Annotated in this window: 16 protein-coding genes; 8 read left to right on the top strand and 8 right to left on the bottom strand. The window is 47.2% G+C overall.

Annotated elements, in window-relative coordinates; all coding sequences use genetic code 11:
* The first annotated feature begins 349 nt into the window (after window positions 1-349).
* The 8 genes from IQ260_RS03515 (at window position 350) to IQ260_RS03480 (ending at window position 7,368) form a co-directional block, all read left to right on the top strand.
* On the top strand, window positions 350-1,003 hold the full coding sequence (locus IQ260_RS03515) for a sugar transferase (RefSeq protein ID WP_193990901.1): 654 nt from the start codon (window positions 350-352) through the stop codon (window positions 1,001-1,003).
* Between the two features lie 397 nt (window positions 1,004-1,400).
* On the top strand, window positions 1,401-1,709 hold the full coding sequence (locus IQ260_RS03510; protein ID WP_193990899.1) for a PqqD family peptide modification chaperone: 309 nt from the start codon (window positions 1,401-1,403) through the stop codon (window positions 1,707-1,709).
* Window positions 1,693-2,139 carry a lasso peptide biosynthesis B2 protein gene (locus IQ260_RS03505; protein ID WP_193990897.1) on the top strand — a complete coding sequence of 149 codons (447 nt, stop codon included), beginning with the start codon at window positions 1,693-1,695 and terminating at the stop codon, window positions 2,137-2,139. The genes IQ260_RS03510 and IQ260_RS03505 overlap by 17 nt, the downstream gene beginning before the upstream one ends.
* Window positions 2,136-4,031, top strand: coding sequence for a lasso peptide isopeptide bond-forming cyclase (locus IQ260_RS03500; protein WP_193990895.1), 1,896 nt, complete (start codon window positions 2,136-2,138; stop codon window positions 4,029-4,031). Before IQ260_RS03505 ends, IQ260_RS03500 begins: the two co-directional genes overlap by 4 nt.
* Window positions 4,032-4,138: 107 nt before the next feature.
* Complete coding sequence (locus tag IQ260_RS03495; protein WP_193990893.1) at window positions 4,139-4,291, top strand: hypothetical protein; 153 nt, start codon at window positions 4,139-4,141, stop codon at window positions 4,289-4,291.
* A gap of 49 nt (window positions 4,292-4,340) precedes the next feature.
* Complete coding sequence (locus IQ260_RS03490; protein WP_193990892.1) at window positions 4,341-4,493, top strand: hypothetical protein; 153 nt, start codon at window positions 4,341-4,343, stop codon at window positions 4,491-4,493.
* A gap of 125 nt (window positions 4,494-4,618) precedes the next feature.
* The gene (locus IQ260_RS03485; protein ID WP_193990890.1) at window positions 4,619-5,545 is read left to right on the top strand and encodes a serine kinase; all 927 of its coding nucleotides are present in this window, start codon (window positions 4,619-4,621) and stop codon (window positions 5,543-5,545) included.
* Window positions 5,542-7,368 carry an ABC transporter ATP-binding protein gene (locus IQ260_RS03480; protein ID WP_228015483.1) on the top strand — a complete coding sequence of 609 codons (1,827 nt, stop codon included), beginning with the start codon at window positions 5,542-5,544 and terminating at the stop codon, window positions 7,366-7,368. Before IQ260_RS03485 ends, IQ260_RS03480 begins: the two co-directional genes overlap by 4 nt.
* Window positions 7,369-7,403: 35 nt before the next feature.
* Here IQ260_RS03480 and IQ260_RS03475 read toward each other — a convergent pair whose 3' ends face one another.
* The 8 genes from IQ260_RS03475 to IQ260_RS03440 all read right to left on the bottom strand — a co-directional run.
* On the bottom strand, window positions 7,404-8,516 hold the full coding sequence (locus IQ260_RS03475) for a nucleotidyltransferase domain-containing protein (RefSeq protein WP_193990888.1): 1,113 nt from the start codon (window positions 8,514-8,516) through the stop codon (window positions 7,404-7,406).
* 2 nt (window positions 8,517-8,518) lie between these two features.
* Entirely contained in the window at window positions 8,519-9,880 is a 1,362-nt protein-coding gene (locus IQ260_RS03470; protein ID WP_193990886.1) for a hypothetical protein, read from the bottom strand.
* A gap of 30 nt (window positions 9,881-9,910) precedes the next feature.
* A complete protein-coding gene (locus IQ260_RS03465) occupies window positions 9,911-11,122 on the bottom strand; it encodes a glycosyltransferase (protein ID WP_193990884.1) in 1,212 nt (403 codons plus the stop codon).
* A gap of 21 nt (window positions 11,123-11,143) precedes the next feature.
* Window positions 11,144-12,370 carry a glycosyltransferase family 4 protein gene (locus IQ260_RS03460; protein ID WP_193990883.1) on the bottom strand — a complete coding sequence of 409 codons (1,227 nt, stop codon included), beginning with the start codon at window positions 12,368-12,370 and terminating at the stop codon, window positions 11,144-11,146.
* A gap of 195 nt (window positions 12,371-12,565) precedes the next feature.
* Window positions 12,566-13,684 carry a glycosyltransferase family 4 protein gene (locus tag IQ260_RS03455; RefSeq protein ID WP_193990881.1) on the bottom strand — a complete coding sequence of 373 codons (1,119 nt, stop codon included), beginning with the start codon at window positions 13,682-13,684 and terminating at the stop codon, window positions 12,566-12,568.
* Window positions 13,685-13,774: 90 nt separating this feature from the next.
* Complete coding sequence (locus tag IQ260_RS03450; RefSeq protein WP_193990879.1) at window positions 13,775-15,010, bottom strand: glycosyltransferase; 1,236 nt, start codon at window positions 15,008-15,010, stop codon at window positions 13,775-13,777.
* Window positions 15,011-15,115: 105 nt separating this feature from the next.
* Window positions 15,116-16,201, bottom strand: a complete 1,086-nt coding sequence (locus IQ260_RS03445; protein WP_228015481.1) for a glycosyltransferase family 2 protein — start codon at window positions 16,199-16,201, stop codon at window positions 15,116-15,118.
* A 31-nt stretch (window positions 16,202-16,232) separates the two neighbouring features.
* The coding region (locus tag IQ260_RS03440; RefSeq protein WP_193990875.1) for a sulfotransferase at window positions 16,233-16,887 on the bottom strand (655 nt) is incomplete at its 5' end.

The following is a 16,887-nucleotide window of genomic DNA, read 5'->3' as shown; positions in this document are numbered from 1 at the left end:
CTCATATCTTCTACTAGTCTTAAAACTGCTAGAGTTCAAGCTGCAATGATGACCCTGGAGATTTAACTACTGGCTGTTGTAGCAAAAATAACACTTGTTATATGACTTGGCTATATAAACGCTTGGTGAAGTAGATAAAGTTTTTACAGAACGATGTTTTTTTCCAGATGATGGCTTCATCTTGGGGATGATGGAACAAATCGAATATGAGATTCAGCTCGCAAGTTATTCGCTTATTAAGTGCAATGCAGGCTTCTGTCTTGGTTAAACGCTTTAAAGAAAGCAGAAGCTGATTCATTTGGAAAGAATACATTTATTCGCTCTTGCTCTTAAGTATGCCTTTTGCGTTATGCGACTCTCTTCATACCCTCCTGTTCTATGGGCAATCAAGCCTGTACACCGCTCCGTTCGAAGTAAGCGCAAGCGATTTATAGATATTGTTGGTGCGCTATTGGGACTTTTGATTACGGCAATCTTGTTTGTGCCAATTACATTGGCAATTTGGGCTGATAATCGTGGACCCATTCTTTATACTCAGAGACGTTGCGGTTTACGAGCAAAACCCTTTAGGATTTTGAAATTTCGTTCCATGGTGACTAATGCTGAAAAGTTAAAGCACCTGGTGGAGAATGAAGCAGCCGGACATATCTTCAAGAATAGAAACGACCCTCGGATTACTCGAGTTGGTGAGTTTCTTCGCAAAACAAGTCTCGATGAATTTCCACAGTTTTTCAATGTGTTGAAGGGGGAAATGAGTCTAGTGGGTACTCGTCCACCCACTCCAGATGAAGTAGAACATTATTCTACGCATCATTTCCAACGCTTAAATGTTAAACCTGGACTAACTGGGGAATGGCAAGTTTATGGACGTTCTAATGTGGAGGACTTTGACAAAATCGTGCAGATGGATCTTAACTATCAGAGGAAATGGTCCATACCCTATGATCTGTCTTTGCTCTTAAAAACTATCGCTGTTGTTTTTAGGAGAAAGGGTGCTTATTAAACAATGATTTCTGATTAAGGCTTTAGTTGGTGGCAGTTTGCACTTTAGATCCTTTGTAGGATACTCCATGAGTCGGCAACTATCCTATGAGTGCAATGAAATTAGTAGACACAGACCTTTCTAGTTGCTCAGAGTAATTGACTAGATCGTGTTCCCTAAATATTAGTGTTCCCCAGTATTTTATTTTTGTTGTCGTGACGAGCTTTCCTCGGCTGTTTATTAGGGCTAGTCAGACTACTGCTAACTAAAGTTCGCTTTCTCATCCTAAATCCTTCTTTTCCAGGAAGAAAGTCTTTGAGGGTGGTTGCTTCCTCTCTAGGGAGAAGGGTTGACATCACCTATTTTCCGAACATCACAGGGTATTTACTTCATTAAGCCGTAGTTATTTGGACTGTCTATGTTGACTAACGTATTAGAGATCTCTCCACAAGCTATTATTTCACCAATGCCGGAACAGATCTCATCTGAGTTAAATGGTGAAGTGGTTATTTTGAACTTGTCGTCCGGTGTTTATTACGGCCTCAATGAGGTAGGAGCCCGGATTTGGGAGCTAATTCAGCAACCTTGCCAGGTTCACGAACTCCATAACGTTTTGCTAGAAGAATATGACGTGCCGACAGATACCTGTCGACAGGAGCTGCTAAAGCTCTTACTGGAGCTAAAAAATGCCTGTTTGATCGAGGTAAAAAATGAGACGTCCTCATAATCTCAAAAAGCTTTTAAAGCTTGTCTGGCGACAGCGCCAGGTTCTCTTCTATGCTTGCCTATGCCTAAATTTACTCCGGGTGGCGTTATGGCTACTGCCGTTTAAGGTGGTACGTCAACACTTGGCCACTATGGCCACAAAATGGGAGCGTCATCAGTCCCAACAATCTGTTTCTGTCAATGCTATTGTCTGGTCTGTCACCGTTGCCAGTTGCTATACACCCCACGGGGCTAAGTGCCTGGCAAAGGCATTAACCACCCAGCTGTTGCTGACCCGATATGGCTATACACACCAGTTACACATTGGTGTGGCCATGGATGGCGCCTTTGAGGCCCATGCCTGGATTGAGTATGAGGATCGCGTCATTATGGGGGGCTTGCAAGACTTGAGTCGATTCCAATCGCTGTCCCGTGCAGGAGTAACGCTATGAGCGCTATTGTCGGTCTGTATTATCTAGATCAGCGTCCTGTTGATGCTGCCATACTATCGAAAATGATCGATGTGTTAGCTCATCGTGGTCCGGATGGACGTCATGTTTGGTGCGATCGCAATATTGGCTTTGGCCACAGCATGCTGTGGACCACACCCGAGTCAATCCATGAACAGCTCCCTTTCACCAAAGGAGAGTTAGTCATTACCGCCGATGCCCGTATTGACAACCGTAAAGACCTCATCGAAGCTCTCGAACTGGGCAATTATCCGGCAGAGAAACTGAGCGATAGTCAGCTGATATTAGCAGCCTATGAAAAATGGCAGGAGCATTGTCCAGAGAAGCTTATAGGTGATTTTTCCTTTGCGATTTGGGATGGCTATCAGCAAAAACTGTTTTGTGCTCGAGATCCCATGGGGATTAAGCCTTTCTACTATCACTGCTCAGGCCAGCTTTTTTGCTTTGCGTCTGAAATTAAAGCCCTGCTGGGGGTGCCTGGGGTTCCCCAACAATTAAACGAACTCAAAGTAGGGTGTCACCTGGCGCTATTTGGAGAGGAACCGATTCAGACCTTTTATCAGGATGTCTTAAAATTGCAGGCGGGCCATTACTTGCAAATAGGTCATACCCACCCGCTCAAGACAGAACGCTATTGGTCGTTAGACCCCCACCGAGAAAATCGTCTGAGTTCAGATGATGAGTACACCGACGCTTTTTTAGAGATTTTCACCGAAGCTGTTCGATGTCGTCTGCGAAGTGCCTTTCCCATTAGTTCCACATTGAGTGGTGGGCTAGACTCTTCTTCCATCGCCTGTGTAGCTCGCAAACTCCTGGCAGGTCGTCAAAATCTGCATACATTTTCAGCCATTTTTCCCAGTCTTCCTTTAGCAGAGAGACAGTGGATTGATGAGCGCCATTATATGGATGCAGTCAAGCAGCTGGAAGGAATTGAGGCCCACGATGTCCGTGCCGACCAGCTAAATCCCTTGATTAATCTCCTTTGGCAAGATGATGAACCCATCTGTGCCCCTAACCTCTACATTCATCAAGGCCTCTACCAAAGTGCTCAAAACCAGGGTGTACGGGTTTTTCTCGATGGTATTGATGGTGACTCCACCCTCTCCCATGGCTGGCCATATTTGACCGAACTCGCCTACACTGGGCACTGGCGCACGCTAGCTAAATTGGTGACCGCATCAGCCCGTAATCATCGTATTTCTCGTAAATCGATTGTGCAGCAGCAGGTGTTCTACCCATTGTTGGTTGAGCCGTTGGCAACAATCTGGCAACACCTGTGCCATTTGGCAAACTGTCATTTTCTCGGTGATACGCTGGTGGGTGATCGGTTAACACAAACTATGGGCCTAGCTGATTATATGTACACCCTAAGCCATAATCAGGGTAGATCTATCAGCCCCAGACAACAACATTGGTCAGGGTTAAGTTCAGCGTTTTATCCTAACGTGATGGAAATCACAGATAAAGCCACGGCAAGATTCTCTTTAGAAGGACGCTATCCATTTTTCGACAGACGCCTAATGGAATTCTGTTTGGCACTGCCATCAGACCAGAAGTTCCGTAACGGCTGGTCTAGAGGCATTTTACGATTTGCTATGACAGATATCTTACCGTCCGAGGTGCAGTGGCGGCGGGGAAAAGGTCAGCTGGGCGCAAATTTTATTCGACGCTTTTTGGCCCTCGAAAAAGACACCTTAGGGAGCATGATGCAGTCTCCCGAGTCCATTCACCCTTATGTCAATAAAAGCACGTTACAGTCAGCCTACGACAACTATGTAGTTAGCAATAAATCTAATGGCGATGATGCCATGACGTTATTGTCGGCAGTGACCCTATCTAAATGGTTAGAACAATCATTCAGCGGTGCAGTTTGATCATTTTTATATACTAACGACTTATTGAAGCACCTATATCGAATATACGTGCCTTTAGCATTCGCTAAAGTATCGACCCAACTGTTTATCTCTAAGGAGACCTGAAAATGCAGAAAACATGGACTACACCCAACCTGCAAGAACATGGTGCAGTGGAAGCACTCACCCAGCAGACCAAGACCATCGGTTTTAAAGATGGGGTCATTTTGGTGATTCCGGGTCTTACACCTCCCGAAGGTGTTCCCATTGGCGTTAGCTAAATGACAGTCTCGCTCTCAATTCTCACGTTGTTTACAAGGAAGCTTAACAATGAAAAAGACATGGACTACACCCAGCCTGCAAGAACATGGCGCAGTGGAAGCGCTAACTCAGCAAACTAAAACGCTGGGTCTCGGAGACGGCGTCATTCTCGTGATCGATGGTCTGACGCCCCCCGAAGGTGTACCTATCGATTCGCTGTAGTTTAGGCTTTTAGCTTAGGCGCTATCTCCTGGAGATGCCATTGGCTCAGACGTGCGATCGCACTTACAACTGCAGCTAATGGCATCTCCACTATAAATAATCATCCTTATAGAGGAAGAGAAAACGTGTTTTCATATTTTGCCTATGGCCTCAGGATTCAGTCAGAAATAGCTATACCAGAATTTATCACAACCGATTCAGACTACGATCCACAGGTCACCATTCACCTGGAACAGGAGCGTGCTCTAAGCGATCATTTACCAGAACGAGTGATTAATGAGGCTGGCTATTTTAAGCTCACACGGACAGATTCTGTTTTTTACATCAGAAATGTAGGATTATTTTTTATTAATGCCGGAGCCAAGATTTTTATGCTTCCAGCGCCAGATGTCTCTGAATCTTTGCTGCGCTCCTATCTTGTCGGCACTGTGATGGGCATTTTGTTATATCAGCAAGGGCTACTGGTGCTCCATGCTAGCGCTGTTAATATACATGGAGACGCCGTCGCCTTTTTAGGCGTTTCAGGCGAAGGCAAATCCTCTGCCGCCGCCGCTTTTCAGGCAGTTAACTATGATGTCATGACAGACGATGTTGCCCCCGTTATCCTGGGTGGCTCTGCTCCTATTTTGATACCTGGGTTTCCCCAAATTAAATTGAGCCAAGAAAGCGCAACTGTCCTGGCTCATGATTTTGAGTCATTATCATTACTGGCCTCGACACCCATTAAACGAGGTTATCGTCCACATCAAGAGTTTAGCCATACGTCCCTTCCTCTCAAACATATTTATGTCCTCACATCTGATACAGACTTCGGCTCAGGCTTTGGCATTGAGCGTCTAAGTCACCAAGAGGCTGTCGTTGAGCTATCGCGTCACTCGCGACCGTCCACACTGTTTCACAAACCAGATGTGCAGCATTTTTTACAATGCACCAGTCTAGCGAAAGCCTGTCCTGTGTATCGTCTCAAACGGCCACGCAATATAGCCTTACTACCAGAATTAGTGCATCACGTAGAAAATCATCTCTCACTGATGTCACCGATTAGCGCATGATGCAATTCGCTGCAAAACTCAACGCCTTTATCCAAAATACTCAACGTCTAATCCCAGCTCTGAGGCTAGTGTGGCAAAGCAGCCCCAGGTGGACCATCCTGAGGCTACTGTTGGTTACTTGTCAGGGTTTTCTCCCCCTGATCTCCATCTATTTAGTCAAGCTCCTGGTAGATGCCCTAACCCATAGGACAACTATCTCCAATCCGCAGCTCATCCTTCAGCAGAGTACTCCCCTGTTGGTTGGTGTGATCGGCGTTACCCTGATCACGCTGATATGTAAAACATTTTCTGACCTGGTGAATACAGCGCAAACTCAGCGCGTCAGCGACCACATGCGCAGTATTCTCCATGCCAAGTCGATTTCTATTGACCTGGCCTATTATGAGAACCCTCAATACCACGACACTCTACAGCGGGCTCAGCAGGAAGCAACCACACGTCCAAACCAGATCCTAACGCGATTAGCCCAGGCGGGCCAAAACGGTATTTCCTTAGTGGCGATGGTGGGACTACTGTTGACGCTCCATTGGGGGATTTCAATTATTCTCTTGCTGGCCGCCATGCCCACTATCCTGGTACGGTTACGCCATATTCGTCGGCTGTATCACTGGCAGCGTATCTGGACTCCGGTAGAGCGTCAATCAATGTATTTCTCCTGGCTGATTATCGGCGAGATGTTTGCCAAGGAGATTCGCCTGTTTGGCTTGGGTGATTTGTTTAGTCAGCGATTTGATCAGCTTAGAAAAAAAATCTACAACGCTAAACTACAGCTGATTATCCAGCGATCGCTATCTTTTTTGGCCGCTCAGCTAGTGGCAGGTATGCTAGTGGGAAGCGTCTATGGGTGGATTTTTCATCAAACTCTTGACGGTTCGCTAAATCTCGGTGACTTGGTGCTTTATCACCAGGCTCTGCAGCGAGGTCAAGGAGCGCTCAAATCTTTGACATCTAGCTTATCCGGTTTATATGAAGACAATCTATTCCTAGCTAATTTATATGAGTTTCTCGATCTGACGCCTACCATTATTAGTCCTGCTAGTCCCAAAGCAATACCTGTTCCCATGCGTCAAGGTATTGTGTTGGATCGAGTAAGTTTTAGCTATGCCGATTCATCCCGACAGGCACTCCACGACATTTCACTATCCGTAAAGCCAGGAGAAACAATTGCCCTAGTTGGAGAAAATGGGTCAGGTAAAACCACCTTGATCAAGCTGCTGTGCCGTCTCTATGACCCGACTAACGGTCGCATTACCGTCGATGGAATGGACTTGCGAGATTTAAACCTCACCGAACTGAGACAGCAAATCAGCGTCATTTTTCAAGACTATGCCAAATATTATCTCTCTGCCCAAGACAATATTTGGCTAGGCAATATCCACCTACCGCCATCAGACAGTGCTATTGTTGCCGCCGCTAAACAATCTGGAGCCCACGATGTAATTACCCGTCTGCCCCAGGGCTATGACACCATGCTAGGTAAGCTATTTAACGATGGTGAGGAGCTGAGCATTGGTCAATGGCAAAAAGTGGCGTTAGCACGGGCCTTTTTACGAGAGTCCCAGGTAATTGTGCTAGATGAACCGACGAGCGCTATGGACCCTAAAGCCGAGTATGAGGTGTTTAAGACCTTTCGTGAGCTAATCCAAGACCAGGCAGCAATCTTGATTACCCATCGTCTCTCAACAGTGCGCATGGCCGACCGCATTTATGTGATGGATAGCGGTCGAATTGTGGAAAGCGGTAGCCACGATCAGCTGATGGCCATGCAGGGCACCTATGCCCATCTGTTTAACACTCAAGCGCAGAATTATGTTCTGGCATAAAACTCAAGATACAACCATCATGCCAACAAGCTGTTCTAGTCTGCCGTGCTGGGACAGCCTTTTAGTAGCCATCGGATAAAAGATAGCATATACGCCCCTTTATCCTGCCAGCGTTCTCTCACCTGAAGCTGATATTGAGTGGTTGCCAAAAAGGTTTTAGGATGTTGCCCCGCTTGAAATGCCTGATATTCTACCTGAGCAGCCAGAGCTGGCAGCGTTGGCTCTGCTAGCTGTTGAATGATAGATTCCGGTAGAGGTGCATTGAGCCAGGTGTGGGCTAGATACAGCCCTAAACAAAGCATGCGATGAACACCCCACCCATGGGCTTGTTCCATCACCTGCTGCCAGTCTAGATCTGGATAGTTGTGGAGCAGAATAGCAATATCACAGAGCCATGATAGTCGCTGCCACACATGCCTGGAGCCGTGCATGCAAAGGATAATGAGGTAATCTTCTATCATCAGGGTAGAAACGGTCTTGCCAGCGACTGTAGCGGTCTGACGACGGTACCAGATATGGCTAGGATTGACTGAGGAGAATGTTTTGGGCCAAAATCTCCAGTGTACTTCGATAAAAACTTGTTTGCTGTCATGATAAAAATCGTAGGTGTGCTCCGCTGCCGATTTCATGTGGGCGGCTAGTTCTGTCCTAGATTTCTTACCGTAGTAGGGGCGATAGCCTTCTGCTATGAGCAGTTGTTCAACTGCATATATATCCTGCGGTTGAATGACGATATCAAGATCGCTAAACACCCGTAGACTCAGGGTTTTGTAAATTGTCTGTGCCAGGACGGGGCCTTTATAGGGCAGTGTGTCAATGCCATTCTCGGCCATTAACAATAACAGTCGGGTTAATTCGAAGGTTACAAACAAATTTCGCCCAGCCATGGTTTGACTATATTGACGAAATGCGTCCTGTAATGACGTTGGTACGGTCTCGATAGCGAGATTACTCAGTTGGTTATAAAAGAGCGGACCTACTTTATGTTTTTTAGCCAGTTGAATTAACGTAGCCCAGTCAGTGTCACCCTGCGATAACGTTTTTATTTGTTGAATGGTTTGAGGGTTTTTAACGGGAGAAAGACAGGATAGTAAAAGTTGAATATCGTTCTCTTTTATAGTTGTTTTGGTTATGGTTTTAGATGGCATTTTTATAGGCCACCACGGAGGCGGCGCGCTTTAGCTTGTAGTCGAAAGTCATGCCAGCGTAGACCAATTAGGGCAACGCTGGTTAAGGTAAAGCCCGGTTCTTCCATCAGGGTAAAGATAAACCCGTTGACTAAAATGTTGAATACTAAAAAATAAGACAGGTCATCTTTACAGACTTTGGTCCAGGTGATTGCCCATAGGGAGATATAGCTGGCTAAGCCCAATAAACCGAGATCTCCCCAGATGCCGGCCCATCCCCATAGGGGGGCAAAAAAACTGGAGTCCAGGTAGTGGCCTTCCCAGCTTTTCCAGACGGCTGCGCTGGCTGGGTGAATGGTTGCTCCTAGCGGTCCTACCAGATCCGAGTAGTCTTTGATCATCCAGCCGCCGATCCGGCCAACGGTGTGTCCGGGACCCAGACCCAGCAGGCTATTTAAGATCGAGTCATAGTACCTGGGGATAATTCGCAGGGGAGCCATTTTTAGGAGCGTCGCGTCGCCGTTGGGACCATAGATATGGGGGCGAATCCAGGTTTGATAGGCGCTAAAGGCATCGACATTGTAAACGCACCAGTAAAATGCATAGCCGAGTAAAATAGCGGCGATAATATATTGCAGCGCCACTTTTAGGTCGGTGATTTTGCTCAAAATCAACAAAACCCAGGATACTAGGGCCACTAAGATGACCTGTTTAGCATCGGCAAATAAAATTTGAGCGATAACGGCAACCATCACCGAGATCCGCACCCATAGGGGGACTGCTTTGGCATTAAAATAGTAGTACAGCCCAAACACTAGAGAGGCGCTGGCACCGACAACGTGGCCACCGGATGAGAGATAGAAAACCCCCTGGACGTTATCTTCTATGGTCATGCGTTCGTGTCTGAGCAGACCTGTCATCAGGCCGACTTTTTGCCCTAAGGCTAGAGTCAGATGAGTGGCACCAAAGCCTAAAATCCATTTTCTAAAACGCTCTAGGGCCTCTCGGGTAAATGGAATTGAGAGAAGAGCGACGAGAAAAATAAAGGGCTCAGAGATGATCATCAAGCCGAGAAAGACGTTGATCAGTCCGGCGTTGTTGAGCAGGGCACTGGCGGTTGCGATCGCAAATAAAAACAGCAGCCCGATCATAAAGGCTTTAATCATGGCCAGCTGCCGTCGGTCCTGTCGACGACTGGTCAAAACAATGATGCCGCACACCAGGGGTAAGAGAATAAAATGAAGAAAATTAATCGGCGCAGGGGCTCCCATCGCCTCCAAAATTCTTGGAAAAAAGGCGATAGCAAAGGTAAACAAGAGTAGACTAGAGCCGGCAACAAACCCCTTGGAGACCTGGGTTTGAGGCACATAGTTAGTCTGAAGCATGGGGACGGGTAGGACGTTACAGGACAGGCGTTATGTGGGCAAGGCTGAGGACAGGGCCGTCGAATTTTGGTGAAAGCTGGAGGCTCGTAATACCCTAAAGTAAACCGCCATCAGCTGGGCATAGTTAGCGTTGGCCGTATACTTAGCCTCAAACTCCGTGCGGGCATTGCGGCGCATACGGGCCTGCTGGTCAGGATGGGCGAGCAGATGGGTCACCTGGCGGGCCAAATCCTGGGGATCGCCTGGGGTAAAGTGCAGACCGGTATAGCCGGGTTTGACAATTTCTGCGATCGCACCAATATTGGCCGCAATCACGGGCGTGCCGGTGGCAAACGCTTCCACCGCCACCCGGCCAAAGGTCTCGTACCACTTAGACGGAAAGATAAGAAACTCAGCCTCGCCCATGAGTGCATGGACTTCAGCCATGGGGCGACGGCCTAACCATTCAATGCAGGGCTGTTGTTGAGCGGCTGCCGTCACCAGGGGAGACAATGGCCCATCCCCAACAATTTTGAGCGGCATCGGCGACTTGAGCTGTTGCCACGCTTCGAGTAAGGTATCTAACCCTTTTTCAACAGAGAGACGGCCTACATAGAGGGCATAGCCACCCTTACCGTGGCCTACCTGAGGTTCTGGGGCCACAAAGTTGGGTTTAACGACAATCTTGTCGGCTGGCAGTCCTCCTTCAATCATTTTGTTCCGAGCAAATTGGGTCAAGGTGACATATTGGTCCACCATTTTGTCCCAGGTTTTCATAAACCGATGGCCCGTAACCATGGAGGCAACAGCGACACTAGCTTTGCGGTCCTCTCGGTAACAGCCATGAATAACGCCTGGATAGGGAATGGCCTTACCCAAGCAGTCTTCACAGACTTTACCCTCCCTAAAAAATAGGGCATTGGGACAGAGTAGCCGATAGTTTCGCAATGTTTGAACAACCGGTACTTTTTCGGCTCTGGCTGCATAGTAGACAGAGGGAGAGATTAGCGGAAAAAAGTTTTGCACATGGACCACATCATACCGATGGGTCTGTAGCTTTTCTCTCACAGCCTCATAGGATGGCTGCGACCACAGGGTGCGCATCGCTAGCTGGGCTTTACCCAATTCACTGATGCTATCGTTGTTTTCTTCATACACATCAACGGTGTTGCCATACTGTCTCAGCAATGTCTGTTCTGCGGCTGTAGAAACGTCTTCCCCGCCGCGAATCTGGTAAGCATTATGGATACTTAAAATGCGCATTAGCAAACTTTCCGGACATACTTACGACTGTGAAGCAAGGTCTACATAGAGCTGAGCCAGCTGTTTTCCCTTGGTCTCCCAAGAGAAATGACGTTTAACATGCTGTTGTCCAGCTTGACTCATACGAACACACAAATTTGGATTGTTAGCCAGGGTGGCTATGGCCTCCGCCAGGTCGGCTATGGCCTGTTGGGGATCCTTGACTGGAACTTTAATGCCGGTTTTATCGGTTACCTGGGTGGCGGGGCCACCGGTATCCAGACAAATGACAGGCCGCCCTGCCGCCATGGCTTCTAAACAGACCAGACCGCCAGAATCATGCAGACTGGGGTGAATTAATGCATAACAATTGTCCAGCTGCTGCAGGGTTTCGTCACGGGGCAGCGCCCCCAGGAATTTAACACGGCTGCCGATTTTCAACTGATGGGCCAGGGTTGTTAGGGCCTCACGCTCAGGTCCATCGCCTAAAATCCAATACTCAACATCGTTATTCAAATTAGCTTGGGCAAAGGCCCGCAGGCTTAGGTGTAGCCCTTTCCAGTGGAGCAGTCTAGCAATGCTAATAAAGCGTATGGTATTGGTTCTTGGGGCTGAAAACTGCCCTAACATTGACAGTTCTGACTGGGACAGACCCAAAGCAGAACAAGTTTGGATATTGCTAGCCCCCATAAGCTGCAGACGTTGGGCTGTCTCTTGGGTTGTGGCTCTGGCGAGGGCACTTCTTCGGGCGGTTACTTTAGCAAATGGATCGATTTCACCGACTCGATGGGTGGCGGTCCGCAAAAACTCATAGACCTTTGCCCGAATACTAAAGTCTTGCCAAAATCCTGAGGGGGTGGACTCGCCACCCCCAACGGGACCCCAGATAAAGGGAATGGGGAGCAGGGTTAAAAAACTAGGGGTGGAGTAGCGAACATAGGTAACATGGTGGGCGATGTCAAACGTTAGCTGCTGGTGTAAGCGTTTGGCAATGGCATAGGCACCCAACTGCCAAAAATAATAGTGGGGGACCTGGGCGTGCTTTAAATACTTGGCGGGTCCCGGTGGATCACAGTAGACAAATGTTAGATTTTTCGTGGCGTTTTGCGCGCAAAATTGTTCGATGGCCCCACGGTTTTCCTCACGGGTAAGGACCCACACCTGGTGGTGCTTCGCTAATTCTTGGACGATATGCCATCCTACCCCTGGTTCTGAACCCATGTCGGGTTTACAGGCATAGGCAGAGACTAAAACCTTTAGAGATTTCATGCAGTTGCTAAAAATCTGCGTTTTTGATTGTTTGGCTTAAATCAAGACTATGGCGTTGTCGATATAAGAAGCAGAGTTGCCCAGAGTGTGCTGCGTTTAACGAAATTTGCTTCTAACTGGCCTAGTATACTCTTCTAAAATTTAGATGAATATCCGGAGAAGCTTTTTCTATAGTAGCTTATTTACGATTGCTGCTTATCTCTTCAGTTGCTCGTAGACCTGGATAACTTTCTCGGCACTTTTTTGCCAGGTAAATGCTTTTACATGCTCTAGCCCCTTTTGTATTAGCTCCTGTTGCAGCAGCGGTGAGGCTTTGAGCGACAGGATGGCGGATGAGATCGCATCCACATCACTGGGATCAACCAATATAGCCGCATCTCCTGAAATCTCTGGCAGTGATGAAACGTTAGAGGTAATGGTAGGAGTACCACAGGCCATCGCTTCTAGAATAGTGATACCAAACCCTTCATAGAGAGACGGAGCCACTAACACATCAGCCGCATTATAAAGCTTTACTAAAGTAGCTTTATCTGGATTTTCAATCTGGGTGATATGCCTGTCTAAGCCATGGCGTTGGATTATGGCCCGTTGTTCATCGGTGAAATCAGCGCCGGCTTTAATCAGGTGTATCGGTTGACCTGAGACATGATTGATGAGTTTAGCTAATACTTCCAGCAAAGCTGTTATATTTTTTCGAGGCTGGCTGGAGCCCACGTTAAGTAAGCAAAAACAATCATGTGGGATTTTATACTGCTCAAAGATGGGCTCAACCGTACGAGTCGATAATCTATGAAAAACGGCTTCGACAGCATTGTGCACCACCGTTAGGTTTTGTGACGGAATATCCAACAGATTTCTCACATCTTTGGCCGTGTGAGCCGAAACTGTTACCACATGCTCCGCCTCTCGTAACCCCTTGACCGAGTAGTTCCATAGAGCCGAACTCAGCATAGGTAGAGTGGCCTGATGGTTGGCATTGGCAGGCTGAAGGAGATTAATCAAATCGTGACATGTGACCACTACCGGTGCCGCCGCAGACTTTAGCCAGTGGGCTAAATGACCATCACTGTGATCGATGATATGAAAAATATCGGCCGAGTTACTTTTTATCTGTTGAGGATAGTGCCAATACTGTTGATAATATTTACCCAGCTTATAGGCCAGTTTATTTTTTTTAGTATGCCTAACCTGCGGCTGTAGCTCAACAATCTCCCAGTCAGGACGTATAGCCCTCAGACCGCTGATGAGGCCATCGGCATACACATCCATACTAAAAGACGTATTAGGAATTCTGCGGACTATAGCAACACGCATAATAAAAGATAAAGTACTGATGCGTTACGGCTATCGCCTAACACATCCTACATAAGGTGGGTATGTTGTTTAATTGCACATCCCTTAGCCCTAATCAGTCTCAAGAACACTGCGCCAAAGGCCTATAGAACGTTCAGCAATACGCTGATGGCTATAATGCTGGTCAATCCGTTTGAGACTATATTGTGACATCTGTTGCCACCAGTCTCGATCCTGTATAAAACGGGCTAAAATCTTGGTAAGCGCATGGGCATCCCCTTCTGGAAAAACAAGAGCGGATTTGCCGATCACATTGGGGATTTCACCACAGGTGGAGCCCACCACTGGGATCCCCATAGCCATAGCTTCAATCAGAACATGGCCAAACTGCTCTTTCCAAGTAGAAACTGTCCGAGAAGGCAGCACCAGCACATCCATCTTAGCAATTTCTTGGGGAACTTCGTCATGGCTGACACCACCTCGCCAGGTCACGTGATCCTCAAGATTATAATCCCGAGCCAGCGTCTGAAATGTGTCCACATCCACCCCAGAACCACATATTTGTAGATGAAAGCGATGATCCTGCTGTTTTAAAAGATATGCAGTTTCAATCAGCGTATCGATTCCCTTTTGGTGGGCAATGCGACCCACAAATCCAATCCGCAGACTATCTGTTCTAGACCGATGTTGGCGCAGCCTTGGGGAAAACAAATCCAAATCCACACCTAGCTGAGGCATAATTTCCACTGGCTTGGTATACCCCCACTGTTTAATAATGTCAGCCCCCTCATGGTTGCCAGAAATAATACAGCGAGTCCGGTTAAATACAAACTGCCGCAGCCAACGACGGGGAGCTGATAGCCGTCGATCCATATTTTCCCAACTAAACAAAACCACTGGAATTTTAAATCGCCATGCTAACAGTGAGACTTCGAACGCGGTTAATGAGAAGACCTCTTCCTCAATTTGAATAATATCAGGACGAAAGTCAGCAATCGTTTTGACAATAGCACTCGGGGGGTAAACATAGGCTCCGGCCTGTCCTTCAAACCAGGTGGAAACTGGGTAAACCTTGATCTGGGGATAGGGTGTTTCCACAGTAAATCGTTTCTTCCACTGTAGAGCCTGCCAGTGCTGGGGAACCAATAGCCCCACCTCTGCACCCGCATTGGCGATGGCCTCTAACTTACCCTGGTTCACACCCACAATATAGGTATGACCCACGATTAAAACTCGCAGTTTACGTGATTTGGTTGTTGGATAGTCTGCCACTGTTTGGGTGGAGAGCACGGGCTGTAACGTTTTTACTCTTTGAGTAGTAATGGTATCTGTAGAGGGAAAAGACATAGGAATGGGGAAAATGAAGTGGGTAACATGGTAGAGCCATAGAACAAGCGAAAATAAGGGGGGCAGCCGTGAGGCAGAGAGAACCTGAAAATTCTTAGCAGTGCCTTAGAGCGTTTGTTTTCGTAAGGATGTAAAACCCATAGCTTTGACAAGAGTTTTTGAGTATGAAACTATTTTTCCAACCCATTTAGGCCGCGATTGACGGGCAAATAGCCAAACAATGGCTGGTTTTGCTAAGGGGCGAGGGGCTAATCCCACCCAAAGAAACCACAGACTAAAGAGCACTCGTTTTTGCCAACCGTGTTGGGAGTATAGCCAAAGTGAACGAATCCCCTGGTACATCAAGATGACAGACCGATCGTCTGGAATCGGATGAGTCTTGGGCTCAAACTTTAAAGAGGCTAGCCGGGACCATGCTCGACCAAAAAAGCGCATGTATAGATTGTCTGGAACGTCATAGCCTAGCTGATGCCCCTGGTGCTGAATCAGCTGACAGCGTTGCAAATCGTGGCGAATAAATCGATGAAAGCGCTCGCCTGTGATTTCTGTCATCGCCCATTGATTGCTGGTATGGATGCGATAGGCCCCGAGGGCCGTATCTACGGCGGCAACGTCTCCGTAGAGGGGCACGAGCACTGAGAGATAGTCATCAGACGTGGTGTTAAACGCCTGTGGAATGGGCATGATCTGCGCCAAGACCTGGCGACTGAGGGCATTACCGCTAGTGGGTACCCCCACATAGGTGCCGACAGTCAGCACAGATTGCTGGATATTCCCCCTGTCTAAGGCACTCCCCTGGGGATAGGAGTAATCATGCGATTGACCGTCTGAGTCAACAACGTCTAAACGATAGTGGACCTTAGCCAGGTCTGGCTGCCAAGCTTGAATAATCTGTTCAACGGCATTGGGATAGAGATAATCATCAGCATCTAAAAATAAAATAATATCGCCTTGGCTTTTAGCAAAACCACTGTTAAAGGCCGCCCCCTGCTTGCCATTGGTTAGATGAAAAACAGGGATAACTGACGACCCATAGCTAGCTATAATTTGTCGAGATCTATCAGTAGAAAAATCATCGACAACAATTATTTCCATAGCTGGATGTGTTTGCTCAATGGCACTCTCAATCGCCTGTGAAATAAAGGCTGCATAGTTGTAGTTGTTAATGACAATACTAACGGTTGGGGGCATGATCGAGCCTCTCATGTACGTTACTTCAGAGTTACTTTAGCCACATGGATAGGTCTTTTTGGATCAGTCCCTGAAGTTCCAGGATGTCATCGCGATAGATACGTTGCAAATGTAGTCTAGTACAGGGGGCAAGGGATAGTTTGTCACCCATGTTCCACTTTTTAATCTGTTTGACAAAATCTCGATATAAGCGTCTAGGAAAAATCGATAAAAACGCATCGCGCAGAAAATTCCCCCTAAACAACAGCTTTTGTAAGAGCAAACTTTTTGGCATGCCAGAGACATTACGTTTCTCTAGATCGGGGACAAAATCGGTATCTACACCGAGAAACGCATAAATCTCTTGCGATAAAGACAGTGAGTCTTTACACAAATCATCAAATAAGAATATTTTTATCTGCTCTCTATCAAATAGATTTAGATAGGGTTTGAGCTGTTTTGAATAAAAGCCAGCCTCTTGATAGTGCCAGAGATGAGCCCAGTTATTTTTGATACGCTGTTCTTCTACCTGCAGGGCATCTTCAAAGGATAGGGTTTCGTACCCCTCGCGGCGCAAGTGCGTATAGCAGGAAAATGCCCGATCCACTGGATTACGAAGAACAACGATCAGCCTTGTTTTGGGAATATATCGTCTAATGCGGTGCGCGGCCTTTTCACTGTATAAGTAGACGGGAGAAGCCTCGCCA

Origin of the sequence: Leptolyngbya cf. ectocarpi LEGE 11479, from assembly GCF_015207065.1 — a bacterium.
GTDB classification, from domain to species: domain Bacteria; phylum Cyanobacteriota; class Cyanobacteriia; order Phormidesmidales; family Phormidesmidaceae; genus Leptothoe; species Leptothoe ectocarpi.
Note: the sequence above shows the minus strand (reverse complement) of the source record. Positions and strands in the feature narration are given on the sequence as shown.